Source organism: Streptomyces sp. NPDC058231, from assembly GCF_042882275.1.
Taxonomy (GTDB): domain Bacteria; phylum Actinomycetota; class Actinomycetes; order Streptomycetales; family Streptomycetaceae; genus Streptomyces.
Genome location: NZ_JBHVWN010000024.1, coordinates 67,170 through 84,555, shown reverse-complemented (window position 1 = coordinate 84,555; position 17,386 = coordinate 67,170). Strand labels below are relative to the sequence as shown.

The 17,386-nt window shown below is 71.7% G+C and carries 13 protein-coding genes; 4 read left to right on the top strand and 9 right to left on the bottom strand.

The window, feature by feature from the left end:
- Positions 1–18: 18 nt before the first annotated feature.
- The 3 genes from ACFVXE_RS18490 to ACFVXE_RS18480 form a co-directional block, all read right to left on the bottom strand.
- Positions 19–1,134 carry an ADP-ribosylglycohydrolase family protein gene (locus ACFVXE_RS18490; protein ID WP_389672203.1) on the bottom strand — a complete coding sequence of 372 codons (1,116 nt, stop codon included), beginning with the start codon at positions 1,132–1,134 and terminating at the stop codon, positions 19–21.
- Positions 1,135–1,386: 252 nt separating this feature from the next.
- A complete protein-coding gene (locus ACFVXE_RS18485; protein WP_389672202.1) occupies positions 1,387–3,969 on the bottom strand; it encodes a bifunctional FO biosynthesis protein CofGH in 2,583 nt (860 codons plus the stop codon).
- A gap of 402 nt (positions 3,970–4,371) precedes the next feature.
- On the bottom strand, positions 4,372–4,953 hold the full coding sequence (locus ACFVXE_RS18480; protein ID WP_389672201.1) for a hypothetical protein: 582 nt from the start codon (positions 4,951–4,953) through the stop codon (positions 4,372–4,374).
- A 141-nt stretch (positions 4,954–5,094) separates the two neighbouring features.
- On the opposite strand from ACFVXE_RS18480, the gene ACFVXE_RS18475 reads away from it, so the two are divergent.
- Positions 5,095–5,637 (top strand): PadR family transcriptional regulator, encoded by a 543-nt coding sequence (locus ACFVXE_RS18475; RefSeq protein ID WP_389672200.1) that lies wholly within the window; start codon positions 5,095–5,097, stop codon positions 5,635–5,637.
- Positions 5,638–6,273: 636 nt separating this feature from the next.
- Positions 6,274–7,248 carry a helix-turn-helix domain-containing protein gene (locus ACFVXE_RS18470; protein ID WP_389672199.1) on the top strand — a complete coding sequence of 325 codons (975 nt, stop codon included), beginning with the start codon at positions 6,274–6,276 and terminating at the stop codon, positions 7,246–7,248.
- 28 nt (positions 7,249–7,276) lie between these two features.
- Here the strand turns inward: ACFVXE_RS18470 and ACFVXE_RS18465 are convergent, their stop codons facing one another.
- Together ACFVXE_RS18465 and ACFVXE_RS18460 are read right to left on the bottom strand one after the other, a co-directional pair.
- Positions 7,277–8,242 carry an aldo/keto reductase gene (locus ACFVXE_RS18465; protein ID WP_389672224.1) on the bottom strand — a complete coding sequence of 322 codons (966 nt, stop codon included), beginning with the start codon at positions 8,240–8,242 and terminating at the stop codon, positions 7,277–7,279.
- Between the two features lie 143 nt (positions 8,243–8,385).
- Positions 8,386–9,222, bottom strand: a complete 837-nt coding sequence (locus ACFVXE_RS18460; protein ID WP_389672198.1) for a helix-turn-helix transcriptional regulator — start codon at positions 9,220–9,222, stop codon at positions 8,386–8,388.
- A 71-nt stretch (positions 9,223–9,293) separates the two neighbouring features.
- Here ACFVXE_RS18460 and ACFVXE_RS18455 point away from each other — a divergent pair, with 71 nt between their 5' ends.
- Entirely contained in the window at positions 9,294–10,010 is a 717-nt protein-coding gene (locus tag ACFVXE_RS18455) for an SDR family oxidoreductase (RefSeq protein ID WP_389672197.1), read from the top strand.
- Between the two features lie 157 nt (positions 10,011–10,167).
- On the opposite strand, the gene ACFVXE_RS18450 is transcribed toward ACFVXE_RS18455, so the two are convergent.
- Positions 10,168–11,652, bottom strand: coding sequence for a peptidoglycan D,D-transpeptidase FtsI family protein (locus ACFVXE_RS18450; RefSeq protein WP_389672223.1), 1,485 nt, complete (start codon positions 11,650–11,652; stop codon positions 10,168–10,170).
- Positions 11,653–11,987: 335 nt separating this feature from the next.
- On the bottom strand, positions 11,988–12,833 hold the full coding sequence (locus ACFVXE_RS18445; RefSeq protein ID WP_389672196.1) for an LLM class F420-dependent oxidoreductase: 846 nt from the start codon (positions 12,831–12,833) through the stop codon (positions 11,988–11,990).
- Between the two features lie 243 nt (positions 12,834–13,076).
- Between ACFVXE_RS18445 and ACFVXE_RS18440 the strand changes: the two genes are divergently transcribed.
- Positions 13,077–14,609 (top strand): CehA/McbA family metallohydrolase, encoded by a 1,533-nt coding sequence (locus tag ACFVXE_RS18440; protein WP_389672195.1) that lies wholly within the window; start codon positions 13,077–13,079, stop codon positions 14,607–14,609.
- A 76-nt stretch (positions 14,610–14,685) separates the two neighbouring features.
- On the opposite strand, the gene ACFVXE_RS18435 is transcribed toward ACFVXE_RS18440, so the two are convergent.
- Entirely contained in the window at positions 14,686–15,279 is a 594-nt protein-coding gene (locus tag ACFVXE_RS18435; protein ID WP_389672194.1) for a GNAT family N-acetyltransferase, read from the bottom strand.
- A complete protein-coding gene (locus ACFVXE_RS18430) occupies positions 15,276–17,378 on the bottom strand; it encodes a penicillin acylase family protein (RefSeq protein WP_389672193.1) in 2,103 nt (700 codons plus the stop codon). Before ACFVXE_RS18430 ends, ACFVXE_RS18435 begins: the two co-directional genes overlap by 4 nt.
- Positions 17,379–17,386: the final 8 nt, after the last annotated feature.

Below are 17,386 nucleotides of genomic sequence, written 5' to 3'. Positions count from 1 at the left end.
GCGGCGGGTCAGCCCCGTTCAGCCCCGGGGGTAACGGACCAGCCAGCCGGGCGCGGCGGATGACGGGCTGTGCAGCGCCGGGCCCTGCGTCATCTCCATGGCGAAGTCGTCGGCGAGTTCGAGGAGGGTGGAGCGGCCCTCCAGTTCGGCGAGCCAGGCCGGCGGCAGGGCGGTCTCGCCGTGCAGCGCGCCGAACAGCGCACCACAGAGCGCCCCGGCGGCCGCGGACGGGCCGCCGTGATTGACCGCGAGCCGGAGCCCGTGCCGGACGTCCTCACCGACCAGCGCGCAGTAGACCGCGACGGCCAGGACCTCCTCGGCGGAGTCCGTGTCGCCCAGCGCCTCGATGAGTGCCGGGCCGGGGATGCCCTGGCGTACGGAGCCGAGAGCCTGCCGCAGGGCGTCGGTGACCTGTTCGTGGCCCGGGCGTTCGGCCAGCAACGAGAGGGCGTGCTGCACGGATCCGTCCAGCGTCTCGCCCCGCGCCAGACCGTGCACGATGACGGCGAGGGCGCCCGCGGAGAGCAGTGCGGTGGGGTGGCCGTGGGTCTGCGCGGCGCATTCGACGGCCAGTTGCAGGACGAGCTGCGGTTCCCAGCCCACCAGCAGACCGAACGGGGCGGAACGGCACAGCGCCGCGGAGTCCCGCGCGGCGGGGTTCTTGGGGTGGTCGAGCGTGCCCATGACGGTGTCGCCGAAGCCGGTGAGGCATTCCCTGGTGGGGGCGCGGCGGGCGTACAGCCACTCCTCCTGGGCGAGCCAGCCGTTCTCCCGGTGCCGCTCGTCGGGCCCCCAGTCCCGCTGGGTGGCGGCCCAGCGCAGATGCGCCCGGTGCACGTCGCTGGGCGGGTGCCAGGCGCCGGTGTCCCGCCGGACTTGGGCGCGGATCAGCCCGTCGACGGTGAAAAGGGTGAGTTGGGTGACGGCGGTGACCGCGCCGCGTCTGCCGTGCGCGGGCAGGAAGTCGGTGACGCCCTCCGCGCCGTGCGCGGCGCGGATCTCTTCGAGCGAGAGCCCGGCCGCGGCCGCACCGAGCGCGTCACCGATGGCACCGCCCAGCAGACAACCGCGCACCCGGCTGCGGAAGTCCTGCTGTTCGGCACGGCCCCAGATGGCTGTGGCTCCTGTGCTCACCGTGCCCCTTCCCCGTACGCGTACGGCCGCGCAGCCCCGACTCCGCAGCACTGTAATCGAACGGGGAACGGCCGGCCGGGGGCCGGAACGGTATGTACGGAGTAGCTCCCGCGGTCACTTTTGAACGGCAATCTCCGGGGTTTTCCGGGGCCGCCCGACCGCCGTAACGGGGCCTCGTGGGCGAGGTCCCCGACTGCTGTGATGACCCGACTGCCCGGCCGGCGCACCCGTCCGGGCAGTCGGGCGTTCGGCTCAGCTCGGCAGCACGGGCAGCAGCTCCGGGAGATGCCCGTCGGACGTCGCCGCTGCCAGCTGCCGCTCCTGCGGCACCTCGCCGTACAGCGTGGTGCGCGGCTTCGCCGGCCGGCCCGCGAGCTCGGCGATGGCCGTCAGGTCCCGGACCGAGCGGTAGGAGCCGTAACCGGAGCCCGCCATCCGGGAGATGGTCTCCTCCATCAGCGTGCCGCCCAGGTCGTTGGCGCCGGAGCGGAGCATCTCGGCCGCGCCCTCGGTGCCGAGTTTGACCCAGCTGGTCTGGATATTGGTGATGTGCGGGTGCAGGAGGAGCCTGGCCATGGCGGTGACGGCCCGGTTGTCGCGGTCGGTCGGCCCGGGACGGGCGATGCCGGCCAGGTAGACGGGCGCGTTGGTGTGGATGAAGGGGAGTGTGACGAACTCCGTGAATCCGCCCGTCTCCTGCTGGAGTCCGGCCAGGGTACGGAGGTGGCCGAGCCAGTGGCGGGGCTGGTCGACGTGTCCGTACATCATGGTCGACGAGGAACGCAGCCCGACCTCGTGCGCGGTCCTGATGACCTCCAGCCAGGTGGCGGTCGGCAGTTTGCCCTTGGTGAGGACCCAGCGGACCTCGTCGTCGAGGATCTCGGCCGCGGTCCCGGGGATCGAGTCGAGCCCGGCCTCCTTGGCGGCGGTCAGCCAGTCGCGGACGGACATGCCCGTGCGGGTGGCGCCGTTGACGACCTCCATCGGCGAGAACGCGTGCACATGCATGCCGGGTACGCGTTCCTTCACCGCGCGCGCGATGTCGAAGTACGCGGTGCCGGGCAGGTCCGGGTGGATGCCGCCCTGCATGCAGACCTCGACCGCCCCGACGTCCCACGCCTGCGCCGCGCGGTCGGCGACCTGGTCGAGGGAGAGGGTGTACGCGTCGGCGTCGGTGCGTCGCTGCGCGAAGGCACAGAACCGGCATCCGGTGTAGCAGACGTTGGTGAAGTTGATGTTCCTGGTGACGATGTACGTGACGTCGTCGCCGACCGTGTCGCGGCGCAGCGTGTCCGCGATCCGGCACAGCTCGTCGAGCGCCGGACCGTCCGCGTGGAGCAGGGCGAGGGCCTGGTCGTCGGTGAGCTTCGTCGGGTCGTCGGCGGCCCGGCTCAGCGCCGCCTTCACGTCCGTGTCGATGCGGGACGGAACCATGCCGGGGGCGGCGGCCTCGCGGAGCGCCTCCCAGTCCCCGTACACCTCGTCGAAGTCGTCGCGGCGGTCGCCGGTGCGTCCCTCGGTGTCGATGGTGCGGTGCAGGTCGGTGCGGCCGGAGGCGTTGAACCCCTCGTCGGGCTCCTGCCAGGGCAGCCCGGCAGGGGTCACCCCTTCCCTCGCCAGTCCTGTCTCCGGGTCGGCGAGCGCCCGGACGTGCGGGAGCAGGCGCGGGTCGAGCCATGGCTCACCGCGCTGGATGAACTCGGGGTAGATGGTGAGCCGTTCCCGCAGAGCGAACCCCGACTCGGCCGTCTTCGCGGCGAGTTCGTCGATGTGCGGCCAGGGGCGTTCGGGATTGACGTGGTCGGGAGTCAGCGGGGACACGCCGCCCCAGTCGTCGATCCCGGCGCCGATGAACAGGGCGTATTCGGCGTCGACGAGGTTCGGCGGGGCCTGGATGCGGGCGGACGGGCCGAGGATGTGGCGGGCCACGGCGATGGCCGCGGCCAGTTCCTCCAGTTCGGCGTCGGGCATTCCGCGCATCGCCGTGTCGGGCTTGGCACGGAAGTTCTGGACGATGACTTCCTGGATGCCGTGGTACGCGCGGGCGGTCCTGCGCAGCTCGAAGAGGGAGTCGGCGCGCTCCTCGTACGATTCGCCGATCCCGATCAGGATGCCGGTGGTGAACGGGACGTTGGACCGGCCCGCGTCCTCCAGCACCCGCAGCCGCACGGCCGGCTCCTTGTCCGGGGATCCGTGGTGCGGGCCGCCGGGCTCGGACCACAGGCGGGTCGCCGTCGTCTCCAGCATCATGCCCATGGACGGGGCGACGGGCTTGAGCCGCTGCAGATCGGTCCAGGTCAGCACACCGGGATTGAGGTGGGGCAGCAGACCCGTCTCTTCGAGCACCCGGATCGCCATGGCCCGTACGTACGCGAGGGTGTCGTCGTAGCCTTCGGCCTCCAGCCACTCCCGCGCCTCGGGCCAGCGGTCCTCGGGGCGGTCGCCGAGCGTGAACAGCGCTTCCTTGCACCCCATGGCCGCGCCCTCGCGGGCGATGTCCAGCACCTCGTCGGGCGAGAGGAACATCCCGTGTCCGGCCTTGCGGAGCTTGCCGGGCACGGTGACGAAGGTGCAGTAGTGGCACCTGTCGCGGCAGAGCCGGGTCAGCGGGATGAAGACCTTGCGGGAGTACGTGATGACACCGGGCCGGCCCGCGGCTTCGAGGCCCGCGTCCCGGACCCGGGCGGCGGAGGCGGCAAGGTCCGTCAGATCGTCACCGCGCGCCTGGAGCAGGACGGCGGCCTCGGCCACATCGAGGGCGACTCCGTCACGGGCCCGTTTGAGGGCACGCCGCATCGAGTTGGTGGTCGGGCGTCCGCGCTGAGGATCGGTCATGAACCGAGCATACGAGCGGACCGATAGCCGGTGGCCGGTGACTCCACTGGGCGGAGGGGGGCCCAGGCGTTTCCGGGGACAGCTCGGGGGCGGCGCGAGGGGTCCTTGTGCGAGCGTGACATTGCCGCCCGAAGGATCAGAAAGATCGATGATCCCGATGGAGTTGCCGCCTCGGCCGTTGACGATATGCAGCACTCGCAGGTTCGGCCCGGTGACGGTTGACCTCGATGAGGGCAGCAGCTCCACCGAAGCGCCCCGGACACCGTGGCCGGCCGGACACCTGTCGGCGCCTGAGCCACCACGGCATCGCCGGTCATCCGGGACGGATCAGCACCTTGGGCTGTGGGTCGGGGACGCGTGCAGCAACTGCACCGTCAGAGCCGTGGGCCCGTGCCCGGCATGTCACTTGGACGTCTCTTCCCGCGGGGCGGCGAGAAACCGTGCGCGGGCGAGCGCCGGGTAGCGCACGGTGAACAGGATCGGCACGACTATGCAGGCGACGGTCAGCACCGTGCGGGCACCGCTGTTGTCCGGCTGCGTGTGGTGGAGCCACACCGACCCGGCGCCGCCAACGGTGAAGGCGCCGGCCCAGACTGCGGTGATCACCGTGTTCACGCGCCGGAACAGCGGGCTCTGCCAGTGCTCGGCCGCGACCGTGGTCCGCGCGATCCCCAGTGTGAACGGCTTGCCGAGAGCGAGCGACCCCCAGGCCACCAGCGCCAGCCACAGGGAGGAACCGGCCGACGAGTAGTTCTTCACGAGGTCCGAGTCCGGTGAGGCGAACGCCGCGGCGGTGCACGCCGCGAAGAACAGGGCCGCGCTGACTTCGATGACGAGCGCAGACCAGTCGCGGCCGGCGCGACGCTGCCCCACGGCCAGAGCGAGCGCGAGCACCAGCCCTACCAGCAGGGCGTAACGGATGTCGATGGTGCCGACGAGCACGCTGACGGCAATCCACGGGAGGAAGCTGCGCAGGTACGCCATGAGGGTCTCCCTGTTGCTTGCGGGATGGGTGCTGGGCGGGTCAGGACTCCGAGAAATCGGCATCCCTGAACTGACATGTCGAATGTAGAAGGTCAGTCCATGACATGTCAACAGTGGAATGTTGGAGCTAAAGTAATACCCATGAGTCTTCGACACGCACTCCTCGGCTTGCTCGCGGACGGCCCTGCCAGCGGATACGACCTGCTGGGCACGTTCCGTACGACGCTCTCGAACGTCTGGCCCGCCACGCAGAGCCAGATCTATACGGAGCTGACCAAGCTCGACGCCGCAGGCCTGACCCGGGTCGCGGCCGAGGGCCCCCGTGGCCGCAAGACGTACGAGATCACCGAACCGGGCCGCACCGAGCTGCGCCACTGGCTCCTGGAGGTGGACCCGAGCGGCTACCGGCGCAACGACATCCTGCTGAGAGTTTTCCTTCTCGGCGCGGTCGAGTGGGACGAGGCCCGTGAATTCCTGCACAGGCGGACAGAGTTCGCCCGTGAACGCCATGCCGAGTTCGAGTCCATGGGGAAGACCACGGACTGGGACGACAGCGCCTTGTCCGTGTACGGCCGCCTGACCCTGGAGTGGGGCAAGCGGTTCACGCAGATGCAGGCGGAGTGGAGCGAGTGGGCGGAGAAGGAGATCGAGGCGGCTCAGGCGGCTCTGACCGAACAGCGATAAACGTCGATCTGCTGGGCCGAGAGCGCACTCCGGTCAAGGCCGACCGCATCCGTCACCCGCAAGAATCACCGCTCTCGCAGTGCCTCACTGTCTTTTGTGTGCAGGGAGATGCTGCCGAGAACGGCGACACCCACCCCTTCGCCGACGCCCCGCCGCCTCCGAGGTCTGCACGGACGGCTCCCCCGCTGCAAGGCGAGCACCTCGGCCACATCGGCCGATCTTCAAGGGGCCGTGGCCGGCTGGGCCCAGCTCCGAGATCATCCAGGGCCCCCACCTCGACATCGCCCCACCACCTGGTCCGCCTTCGTCGGGTACGAGCGGGGCTGAACCACCCGAGACCCACCGGGTCGCGGCAGCCGCGACCTGGTGGACCGCGATCCGGCCGGCCGCGACCTGATCGGCCGCGTCGCGGCGGCTCGCGACGTAAAAAGCTTTCAAGGATCCGGGGAGAAAACCCACCCGACCCAACCCCGACCGGCCCGTCACTCACACGGGTGAGGTTTGCCAACTGAGCTGGCTTTCGCACCGGTTGGCTGGCATATGCTCGCCGCGACAACCGCAGACATGCGTCGGCCCCCGGCCGGGACTGGCATCCCGATCGAGGGCCTGACCACCGAGGAAGTAAGAGGCTTCCCGATGGATACCCAGCAGGTTAGCGTGCCCACGCACGCCCCGTCCCGCGTACCCGTGAGCGCCGCGTCGCCCTCCGGAGTCGTGCACATCAACTCCCGGCACACCAGCCGCTTCACCGTCGTGGGGAACCACCTCGCCCAGCACCGCGAACTCTCCCTGCTCGCGATCGGGCTCGGCCTCCACATCCAGTCGCTGCCCTCCGGAGCGAAGATCGGCATCAAGGTCCTCGCCGAGCGCTTCCCGGAGAGCGAGGCCCGCATCGCCGCAGCCCTGCGCGAGCTGGAAGCCCACGGCTATCTCCGGCGCTCCCGGGAACGGCTCCCCGACGGCCGCGTCGTCACCCGCACCTGCTCGTACAACCAGCCGGGCCCGGGCCCCCGCACTCCCCCGGCACGGGTGCCTCGCCCCCGACCGGAACCGCGCCCGGACCGGCCTCTTCCCCTGCCGGCGACGTGCGGGGCGGCCGAACCCGCCGAGCCGCACACCCCCGTGTCGCAGCCGCTACCGCCCCCGCGCTCCGACGGGGCACCGGCGTCGCACCCGGCACCCGTACCGCCGCCCACCGCGCCCATGCGGCTCCCCGTGCCCCACGCCCCCGGCGCCGAGGTGCACCGCACCGCCGCCGCTCTCCTCGCCGGTCTGCGCCGGGACGACCCGCAACTGATCCTCTCCGAGCGTGATGTCGACCGCCTCGCCCCCGCCGTTGCCGCCTGGCTCGAACGCGAGGTCGCGCCGGAGACCGTCCGCCGCGCCCTCACCGCCGACCTGCCCGTGTCCCTCAAGCACCCGGCGAAGTTCCTCGGACACCGCCTCGTCGCGCTCCTCCCCTCGCCTCTCCCTCTCGCCCCGCCCCGCACACCCGTGTGCCGGGTGACGCCCTTCCAGACCTGCGACGGCTGCGAGCGCGCCTTCCGCTCCCCCCGTCCCGGCCGCTGCCGCGACTGCCGGAGCGACGACGACCACCCGCTCACCGTGTGAGGGCGACGACCCGCACGACGCCCGCGGATCAGGAGTAGTAGTTGCGCTGCCACCGGTGCTTGGCCAGCACGGCGAGCTGGTCGGCGGTGAGCGGACGTCCGTCGCTCAGGGCCGTGTTGCGCTCGACGTTGCGTACGGTGCGCATCCCGGGGATGACGGTGGAGACGGCCGGCGAACTGAGCACGAAGCGCAGTGCGTTCTCGGCGATCTCGTCGGGAGCGATGCCGAGGTCGGCGACGATCGCGGCCACCCGCTGCTCGACCTGCGCCGGGCGGTCGTCGCGGAAGTAGCGGTTGCGGAAGTCGCCCTCGGGGAAGGTCGTGCCGGCGGTGATCCGCCCGGTGAGGCCGCCCTCGTCCAGCGCCACCCGCACGACGACACCGACGCCGTGCTCCTCACAGGCCGGCAGCAGCTCGTCGGCGGGGGACTGGTCGAAGACGTTGTAGATGACCTGCACGCTGTCCACGGCGCCGCTGCGGACGAGCGCGAGCGCGGTGTCGGGCCGGTGGTCGTTGACGGAGACACCGAACAGGCGGATCTTCCCCTCCTGCTTCAGTTCGGCGATCGTCTCCAGCCAGTCGCCGCGTCCGATCCAGTCGTCGTTCCAGACGTGGAACTGCAGTACGTCGAAGTGGTCCAGGCCGGCGGCGCCCAGGCTGGTCTCCAGGCTTGCGCGGATGTGCTCGCCCGGGAACGTCTCGGCCGGGTCAAGACCGGCGGGCGCGGGCCACACGCGGTTCTTCGGCGGCACCTTGGTCGCCACGAGCACCTCGTCGCCCGCCCGTTCGCGGACCACCCGGCCGACGATCCGCTCGCTCTCGCCGTAGCCGCGGGCGGTGTCGATGAAGTTCACGCCGAGGTCGATGGCGCGGTTCAGGGCGCGTACGGATTCGTCCTCCGTGGCACCGACCCAGCTGGACTCACCGATACCCCAGGCGCCGTAGCCGATCTCTGACACGGACAGTCCGCTGCGTCCCAGCTCGCGGTAGCGCACAGTCATCCTCCAGGTCGTGGGCGTCGTCCCGGCCGGGCCGAGGCCTCCGCCAGGAAATCATGCCGACGATATGCGACTCGGGTGGTGGTGGCAGGCGGATTTATCCCCGGCTCCCCAGGGGCGTGGCCCGGTATCGAGATCGGCTACGCGTCAGGCCACCCACTGCTTCCGGCCACCCGTGCGGCGAGCCTGCGCAGCGTCCGCGCGGCGGGCGATCCGGGATCGGCCGTCATCAGGACGACTTCCTGGTCGTCCTCCGGGACGAGCAGTACGTCGCAGTTCAACCGCAGTCTGCCCGCCGACGGATGGTCGAGGGTCTTGGTGCGGTGCCCGGGGGCGTGGACCGGGCGGGTCTCCCAGATCCTCCGGAACTCCTCGCTGCCGGAGCGCAGTCCGGTCAGCAGACCGGCGAGCTGCGCGTCGTGCGGGTATCGGGTTGCGGCCCGGCGCAGCCGCGCCACCACGATGTGCCCGAACTCCTCCGCGCCGGAGCTCTCGTACATGCGCCCCTGGCCGAGGAAGCGGCGCCGGGCCAGGTTCGTCGTCCCGCGTCCGATGTCATCGCCCAGCAGAGCCTGCGCGAGGGGGTTCCAGGCGACGACGCCATAGGCCGCGTCGGTGACGATCGCACCGGTCTCCGGCAGTCGCCGCAGCATCCGGGCCACCTGCGGGCGCACCCGCTGCATGGCGTCGGCGCCGGGCGGCGCGGATGATCCGGCCAGGTGGAACAGGTGGCTGCGTTCGGCCGGGGCGAGCCGCAGGGCCTGGGCCAGCGCGTCCAGGATCCGGGGCGACGGCCGGGGCCCGCGGGCCTGCTCGAGTCGTGTGTAGTAGTCGACCGACATGTGGGCCAGCTCTGCCACCTCTTCGCGTCGCAGGCCCGGTGTGCGGCGAGGGGTGCTCGTCGGCAGGCTCATCTCGTGCGGGCGCAGCCCCGCACGGCGTTCCCGCAGGAAGCGGGCCAGCTCCTCCCGCGCCATGGTGCCTCCTCCAGCCGCCTGGTACAGGTTGTCCCTGGCAGAACGGTCACGGCCGGGGAACCGTAGGCGTCATGAACGATCGCACAGCACTGGTCACCGGTGCCAACAAAGGTATTGGCAAGCACATCGCCGGCCGACTCGCCGCAGAGGGCTTCACCGTGTACGTGGGTTCCCGCGACGTCGGGCGAGGGCAGCAGGCCGTCGAGGAGATCGGCGGCGACGCCCGCCTGCTGGTCCTCGACGTCACGGACACCCACAGCATCAACAGGGCCGCGGCGCAGGTGGACCGCCTCGACGTCCTGGTCAACAACGCGGGCATCTCGGTCTCGCTCACCCCGCCGACCGAATCCGGTGTCGAGGAGTTCCGGCGCACGTACGAGACCAACGTGTTCGCGGTCGTCGAGGTCACCAATGCCTTCCTGCCTGCCCTGCGCCGATCGCCCCGCCCCCGCGTCGTCAACATCTCCAGTGGCACCGGATCGGTGACCTGGAGCACGAACCCCAACCCTCAGTTCACCCCCGGGAACGGGGGCGCTGCCGCCTATCGCTCGTCGAAGGCCGCCCTCAACGCCTTGACCGTCTTCTACGCCCAGACGCTGGCCGAGGAGGGCTTCAAGGTCAACGCGCTCGCCCCTGGCCTGCGAGCCACCTCCCTCAACCCCCTGGCGGCCACCGCGGGCGGGGACCCGGCCGGCGCCGCCCGGGGAGCCGTCCGACTGGCCCTCCTGCCGGACGAGGGCCCCACCGGCGCGTTCTTCTCCTGGGACGGAACGCCCGTGCCGTGGTGAGCGCGCAGACGCCCGGGAGAGCTCGGCCGCCACCGGGCGCACAGCCGACGTGTCGGGCGCAGTCCGGCTGCGCTGCCGCTCGATCTCCTCCACCTGGCCGCTCACTCGTTGCCGACCCACGCCCCTGGTCCACCGGTACGGCTGTGCGGAGCGGCGCCTACTCCCCCAGCACCGCCCGCATCACGTTCTTCGCGATGGGCGCGCCGAGGCGCCCGCCCGAGATGTCCGAGCGGGAGATGTCCATGTCCGTCGGGTCGATGAAGACGGCGACCGCGACCGACTGCCCGTCGGCCTTCTTGCCGTACGAGACGAACCAGCCGTACGGCACCTCTTCGTTCACGTTCACGCCGCGCTGCGCGGTGCCGGTCTTGCCGCCGACCGTCACGCCGTCGATCAGGGCCCGCTGCGCGCTGCCCTCCTTGGCGGTGAACTCCATCATTTCCTGGACCTTCTTCGCCGTTCCCTCGGAGACGGCCCGGCTCTTGAGCTTGGGCTCGTGCTTCTCCAGCGTCGACAGGTCGGGGCCGCGCAGCTCCTCGACGATGTACGGCTGCATCAGCTTGCCGTCGTTGGCGATGGCGGCAGTCACCATGGCCATCTGCATCGGTGTGCTGGTGAGGCTTCCCTGGCCCATGCCGGTCAGAGCCGTGCCCGGCCTGTCGAGGCCCGCCGGGTAGAGGCTCCTGGTGGCGAGCATGTCGCCGAACTCGTCCGAGTAGACATCGGCGTTGAAGCCGAACTTCTCCGCCGTCGCGCGCATCCTGTCGGCACCGACCTTGGACGCCGCGTCGAGGAAGACGTTGTTGCACGAGTACTGCATGGCGGTCTTCATCGACGCCTTGTCGCAGACCGCGTCGCCGGCCTCGCTGCTGATCTTGTTCGAGGAGAGCGGCAGCGGGTACGGCGAGACGGCGCCGGACGGCGCGTCGACATCGGTGACCACACCGCTCTCCAGGGCCGCGGCAGCTGTGAGGATCTTGAAGGTGGAGCCGGGCGGGAAGGTCTCGCGCAGCGGGCGGTTGGCCAGGGGCTTGTTCTTGTCGTCGACGAGCGCCTGGAACCGGTCACCCTCCTTGAACGAGTTCCCCGCGAAGACGGACGGGTCGTAGGAGGGCGTGGAGACGAGGGCCAGGACCTTGCCCGTGCGAGGGTCGAGGGCGACGACCGCGCCACGGGCCTTGAGGTCGGTCAGCCCCTTGTACCCGGCTTCCTGCGCCTTGGGGTCGATCGTGGTGATCACGTCACCGCCGCGGCGCTGCTCGCCGGTGAGGATGTCCTTGGCGTGCCGGAACGCGAACCGGTCGTCCTGGCCGCTGAGGATGGTGTCGTACGTCTTCTCCAGGAGGGACATGCCCTGCGCCTGGGAGGCGTAGCCGGTGACGGGGGCGTACATCGCACCCTGCTTGAAGGTCCGCTGGTACTTGAAGTCCGTGCCGTCGACCGCCTTGGAGCCGGTGATCGCCTTGCCGCCGACGATGATGTCCCCGCGCGGGGTGGCGAACTGGGCGATCTTCACCCGGCGGTTGTGCTCATCGGTGGCCAGGGACTCCCGCTGGAAGTACTGGAGCCAGTTCGTCCGCAGCAGCAGGGCCATCACCAGTAGCCCGCAGAAGATGGCTATGTGCCGCAGCGGCCTGTTCATCGTCTCCCCGATCCCCGGATTCCGTTCGATCTTCAACAGTGGAAGATGCGCGCACCGGGCGGACGGTTGCACCGGGGGCGGGTCCGCGGAAGGGGGCGCGGGCCCGCCCGGTCGGGGCGGTCCGGGGACCACTGCGTGCCACCGCGCATGCGGCCGGTGGGGGTCTCCTGCTCGGGAGGGGCGCACCGCGGACGGAACGCGGAGCACTCCTGCCGCGCAGAAGATCATTCCCGATCCCGGAGGCCCGGGAGACCCGGCACGCCAGGCCTCCCGGGGCTCCGGTGCGGACGTCACCCGAGCGGTCCCCGCCCGCCGAACGGCTCCGGCCCCATGGGTCACAGATATTCCGTGTAGGCGTCCAGCGCGCGCAGCACCTCGGCCTCGCCCGCCGGAGGCAACTGCAGTACGACCTCGTCGATGCCCAGGTCCGCGTAGTGCGCCAGCTTCCCCGCGCTCGGCAGCACCGCGTACGGCACGACCTGGAGCTGCCGCGGGTCGCGGCCCGCCGATTCCCAGGCCGCTCGCAGCGCCGGCACCGACTCCGTCAGGCCCCGGCCGCCGATCGGGAGCCAGCCGTCCGCGTGCTCCGCGATGCGGGCGAACAGCCCGGGGCCGGCCGCGCCGCCGATCAGGGTCCGCGGACCTGTCACCGGCCCGCGCGGCTTCTGGACCGGCTTCGGATACGCGTGGCTGGCCCGGACGGACCCGAACTCGCCGGTGTGCCCGGTGGGTTCGTCGGCCCACAGGGCGCGCATGAGTGCCATCCTGTCGCGGGCCAGCTCACGCCGGGTCGACCAGGTCACCCCGTGGTCCGCGGCTTCCTCGACGTTCCAGCCGTAGCCGAGGCCCAGCGTGAACCGCCCGTGGGAGAGGTGGTCGAGCGTGGCGATCTGCTTCGCCAGGCCGATCGGGTCGTGCTGGGCGATCAGAGTGATGCCGGTGCCGAGCGCCAGCCGCTGCGTGACCGCGGCTGCCTGCCCGAGGGCCACGAACGGGTCGAGGGTGCGGCCGTACTCGCGCGGGAGTTCTCCGCCCGCCGGGTACGGGGTGTCCCTGCTCACCGGGATGTGGGTGTGCTCGGGCAGATAGAGCCCGGCGAATCCGCGCTGTTCGAGCTCGCGCGCGAGCCGTACCGGTGTGATGGTCTCGTCGGTGAGGAAGATCGTTGTGGCGATCCGCATGCGGGGCCCCTCCGTCGTCGTCTGGTGGCGGGTCAAACCGTATGCCGTGCCGGTCGGCGGGCCCAGGGGTGACCGGTCGCGGGCGGTCGAAGCACCCTCCTGGCCGCACCCGGCGTCGTTCCCCACGGCCGATCCGTGAGTCTTGGCCATAACTCTTCTTCCTTTTGCCGGGAGTTCATGGCCCCATACCAGGGTTCGAGTTCGTCACCCACGCCACTCGCGACACCTTGGGGAGCCACTCGTATGACCGGATCGCACACATCGCAGCGAGGCCCGTTCGGAAGGCGCGGCCTTCTCGTCGGGGCGGCCACCACCGCCCTAACGTTGTCCACCGTGAGCTTCGCGAACGCCGCAGCCGGCGAGGACGGCGCAGCGGCCCCGGCCGACCGGACCAGGACCGTGCGCGGCACCCTGCCGACCGGATCGCCCGACTTCGTCTACCTGCCGGTCGACGTGCCCGCCGGGGTACGCGAGATCGCCGTCTCCTACACGTACGAAAAGACGTCCGTCCCGGCCGGGACGCAGGGCAACGCGCTCGACATCGGCATCTTCGACGAGCGCGGCACCGAGCCGGGCGGACGCGGATTCCGCGGGTGGTCCGGCGGGGCACGCACCGAATTCTTCATCAGGGCGGACGAGGCGACACCGGGATACATCGCCGGTCCGGTGCGCGCCGGGACCTGGCACATCGCGCTGGGGCCCTACACCGTCGCCCCCGACGGGCTCCCGTACGAGGTGACGATCACCCTCCGCTCCGGTGCGCCCGGCACCACCCCGAAACCCGTGTACCCGCCCGATCGCGCCAAGGGGCGCGGCCTCGCCTGGTACCGCGGCGACTGCCATCTGCACTCCGTCCACTCGGACGGCAGGCGCACCCCGGCCGAGATCGCCGCCGCCGCGCGCGCCGCCGGGCTCGACTTCATCAACAGCAGCGAGCACAACACCTGCTCCGCGCACGGCGCGTGGCAGGGACTGTGGGGTGACGACCTGCTCATCCTGACCGGCGAGGAGATCACCACCCGCAACGGCCACGTGCTCGCGCTCTCCACCGACCCCGGTACCTTCGTCGACTGGCGCTACCGGGCCCGCGACAACCGCTTCGGGCACTACGCGAAGGCCGTCCGCCGGGCCGGCGGTCTGGTCGTCCCGGCGCATCCGCACGCCACCTGCATCGGCTGCCACTGGAAATTCGGGTTCGGTGAGGCGGACGCCGTGGAGGTGTGGAACGGGCCGTACACCCCGGACGACGAGATCGCGCTCGCCGAGTGGGACAACTCCCTCGTCGCGGCCGTCCGCGCGTCGAAGCCCTGGCTCCCCGCCATGGGCAACAGCGACGCGCACCGCGATCCGGACGTGGTGGGGCTGCCGCAGACCGTGGTGCTCGCCGACGAACTCTCGCGCGACGCGATCGTGGCGGGCATCCGGGCCGGACACTCCTACATCGCCGAGTCGTCCGCCGTCGCCCTCTCCTTCGGGGTGTCGGGCGGGCGCGGCGGGCACGCGGGGATCGGCGAGCGGCTCCGGGCCGACGCGGACACACCGGTCACGGTACGGCTTGAGGTGACCGGGGCGCCCGGGTGCACCGCGCAGTTCGTCACGGACGAGGGCACGCTGTTCGTCTCCACGTTGCCGGAGTCCGGCTCGGGCACGGTCGAGTGGCGTACGACTCCGGCGTACGCCGCGTACGTCCGCGCCGAGGTCCGTCATCCGGCGGCCGTGCCGGGGCTGCCCGGGGCACTGGCGGCACTGACCAATCCGGTGTTCCTGGGCGGTTAGGGCCGCCTCTCGTCCGGATCACGCCGGGCTCGCGTGCCCCCGGCGCCGGGGGCGCCGGGGCTCCGGCGCTCCGGGATCAGCCCCGCACGGCGTCCCGGCTCAGGAACGCGAGCCGGGCCCGCTTCTCCGGCTTCTCGACCTCCGGGCCCAGTTCGAACCCGGCGCGCACCATGCGGTCGATCGCCTTCGTGTTGCGGGCGTCGGGCTCGACGACGACCCGGAGACGGGTGGGGTCGCGGAAGACGAAGTCGATGAACGCGGAGAGCAGGGCGCCGGTGAAACCGGGTTCCGCGCTGTCCGCGGGACCGATCAGCAGGTGGACACCGTGGTCACCGGGCTGGACGTCGTAGCACTCTCCGAGCGGGTCGGCGTCCGGCTCGTACCGCTGGAAGAGCGCCACGGGAACACCGTCACGGTGGACCAGGTAGGCATGGTGCGTGGTGAGAGAATCCAGGAACTCGTAGATCTCCAGCACCTGTTCGCGGCTGTGGCCGCCCATGCCCCAGAAGCGGGCCCGCTCCTCGGTGACCCAGGAATGGATCAGGTCCAGGTCGCCGGCCGGATCGACGGGGACGATCCGGACGGTGCCGAACCCTGCGACCTCCCGCTCGTACCCGGGGGAACGGGCGCCCGTGCCCGGTGCCGTCCCGGCGGTCGTCTCGGGGCTCATCCCTGTCTCTCCTCTTCTCGGTGCAGCAGATTCCAGTCGGTGACCACGGGGACGAGCTCTCCCCGTACCCACAGCGGCAGTTGGTCGCGGTGATGGGTGTCGCCCGGGATCCCGGACGCGCCGAGCGGGACCACCCACAGGCTGTCCTCGCGCCGTGCCAGGTCCCAGACGTAGCGGGCGGCGGGGCCGCGGGCGCTGCCGTCCGTGACGCCGGGGACGCTGGACGTGGACAGGACGCAGTCGTGGTCGCCCGCGAGCCCCGGCCAGGTCTCACCGGGGTTCATACCGGGCAGCGACTGCCAGGGGGTCAGCCGGTGCAGCTCGCCCCAGGGGACGGCCGTGTCCCCGGCCGGTACGCGCTCCAGCGCCTCCGCCACCGCTGTCACACGGTCCTCGTGCGTCAACGGCCCGGCGGGCCCCGTCAGCAGGCCCTCCAGCGCGTAGGCGATCCTCGGCACGGTCGCCAGCCACGGCCGGAACAGCTCCGGGTACGGATCCGTATGCGCAGAACCGCGCAGCGGAGCGAGGGCCGGGTGGGCGGCCAGCCGGTGCACGACCTCGGCGCGGAGCGCCGCGTACATCGTTGCGTCGGTGCTGTCGGCGCCCATCCTCCGGTCCCAGCGCAGCAGCCGGTCGCGCAGCCGCCCGGCCTCCGTGCCGTCCTGGACGGTCACCTGCGCCAGCAGTGCCAGCAGGGGCCGGGCCGAGGCGAGACGGGTGTCCATGTGGAGGTCGGCCATCTCCTCGGCGGTCCACCGGGCGGAGCCGCCGAGGAGCTCCCGTATCCGGTCGGCCCGGTGCGCGGGCGCGAACTCGACGCCGAGCGGGCCGGCGATTCCCCGCTGGTTCGCCATCACGGCGGAGCCCCGGACCTTCTCGCGCGGCATCGGCGCGCGGCCGTCCCGCCAGGCGTACGCGGGGTCCCAGGCGGGCACGAGGCGCAGCCGGTTCGCAGCGGGGCGCAGCGGTACGTGTCCGGCAACCCGGTGCAGGGTCCCTCCCGTCGTGTCCGCCGCCAGGACCACGTTGATCGGCTCCACCCACCGGTCCAGGGCGGCGTCGAGCTCGTCGACCGTACGGGCACGGAGCATCGCGGGCAGGACTTCGAAGCCGAGTTCGCCGGTGACGCGGGGCGGGTGGCGGAGGCTGACCGTCTCCGCCCCGGTGTCCGGGTCGCCGATGACGACCGGGCCGCGGCCGGTCTCGACGATCTCGACGGTCACGGCGTCCGCGCCCGCGACGTCGATGGTCTCGGTGTGGGCGGCGGCCGGTTCCCAGCCGTCCGGGCCGAGCGCCTCGACGACGCCGCCCGGGGTGCGCCGCAGCCGCTCCCGGTAGAGGTCCTGGTAGTCGGCCATCGCGTTGGTGATCGCCCAGGCGACCTGCCCGGTGTGGCCGAAGTGGGCGAGACCGGGGACGCCGGGGACTGCGAGGCCCACCACGTCGAACTCGGGGCAGGCGAGCCGGATCTGCTGGTAGACGCCCGGGTCCTCGATGAACCGGTGCGGGTCGCCCGCGATGATCGGTGCGCCGGTGGCGGTGCGCTCACCGGTGACGAGCCAGCCGTTGCTGCCGGAGGTGCCGGGGCCGTCGGTGGCGAAGAGCTCGACGGAACCGTCGCCGAGCCTGCGGGCGACCTCCTCACGCCAGAGCTTGGTGGGGAAACCGGCGAACAGAATGTGGGTGGAGAGCCAGACACCCAGCGGCGTCCAGGGTCTCCAGGTCCCCGGGGCCAGCCCCACGGCCGCGAACTCGGGGGCCAGCCCGTCGCCTTCGCCGAGTCCGGCGTTGACGCCGTCGACGTACGACCGCACCCAGTCGGCGGTCTCCGGTGCAAGGCGTTCCAGGCGTTCGAAGCAGCGCCGGGCGGTGTCGTCCAGCCTGGCCCGGCGGGCGAACCGGTCCCACTCGACGGCGTCGGGGCCGAGGAACGCGGCCGTGGTGCCCTGCACCCGGTGCCGCTCGACCTCGATCTGCCAGGCCCGGTCCAGGGCGGCGTTTCGGCCCTGGGCGCGGGCGAGTTCGCGGGCTCCGGCGGCACGCAGGTGGGGGATGCCCCAGTCGTCCCGATAGACCTCGTCGCGCATGCCGATACCCACCCCTGTCC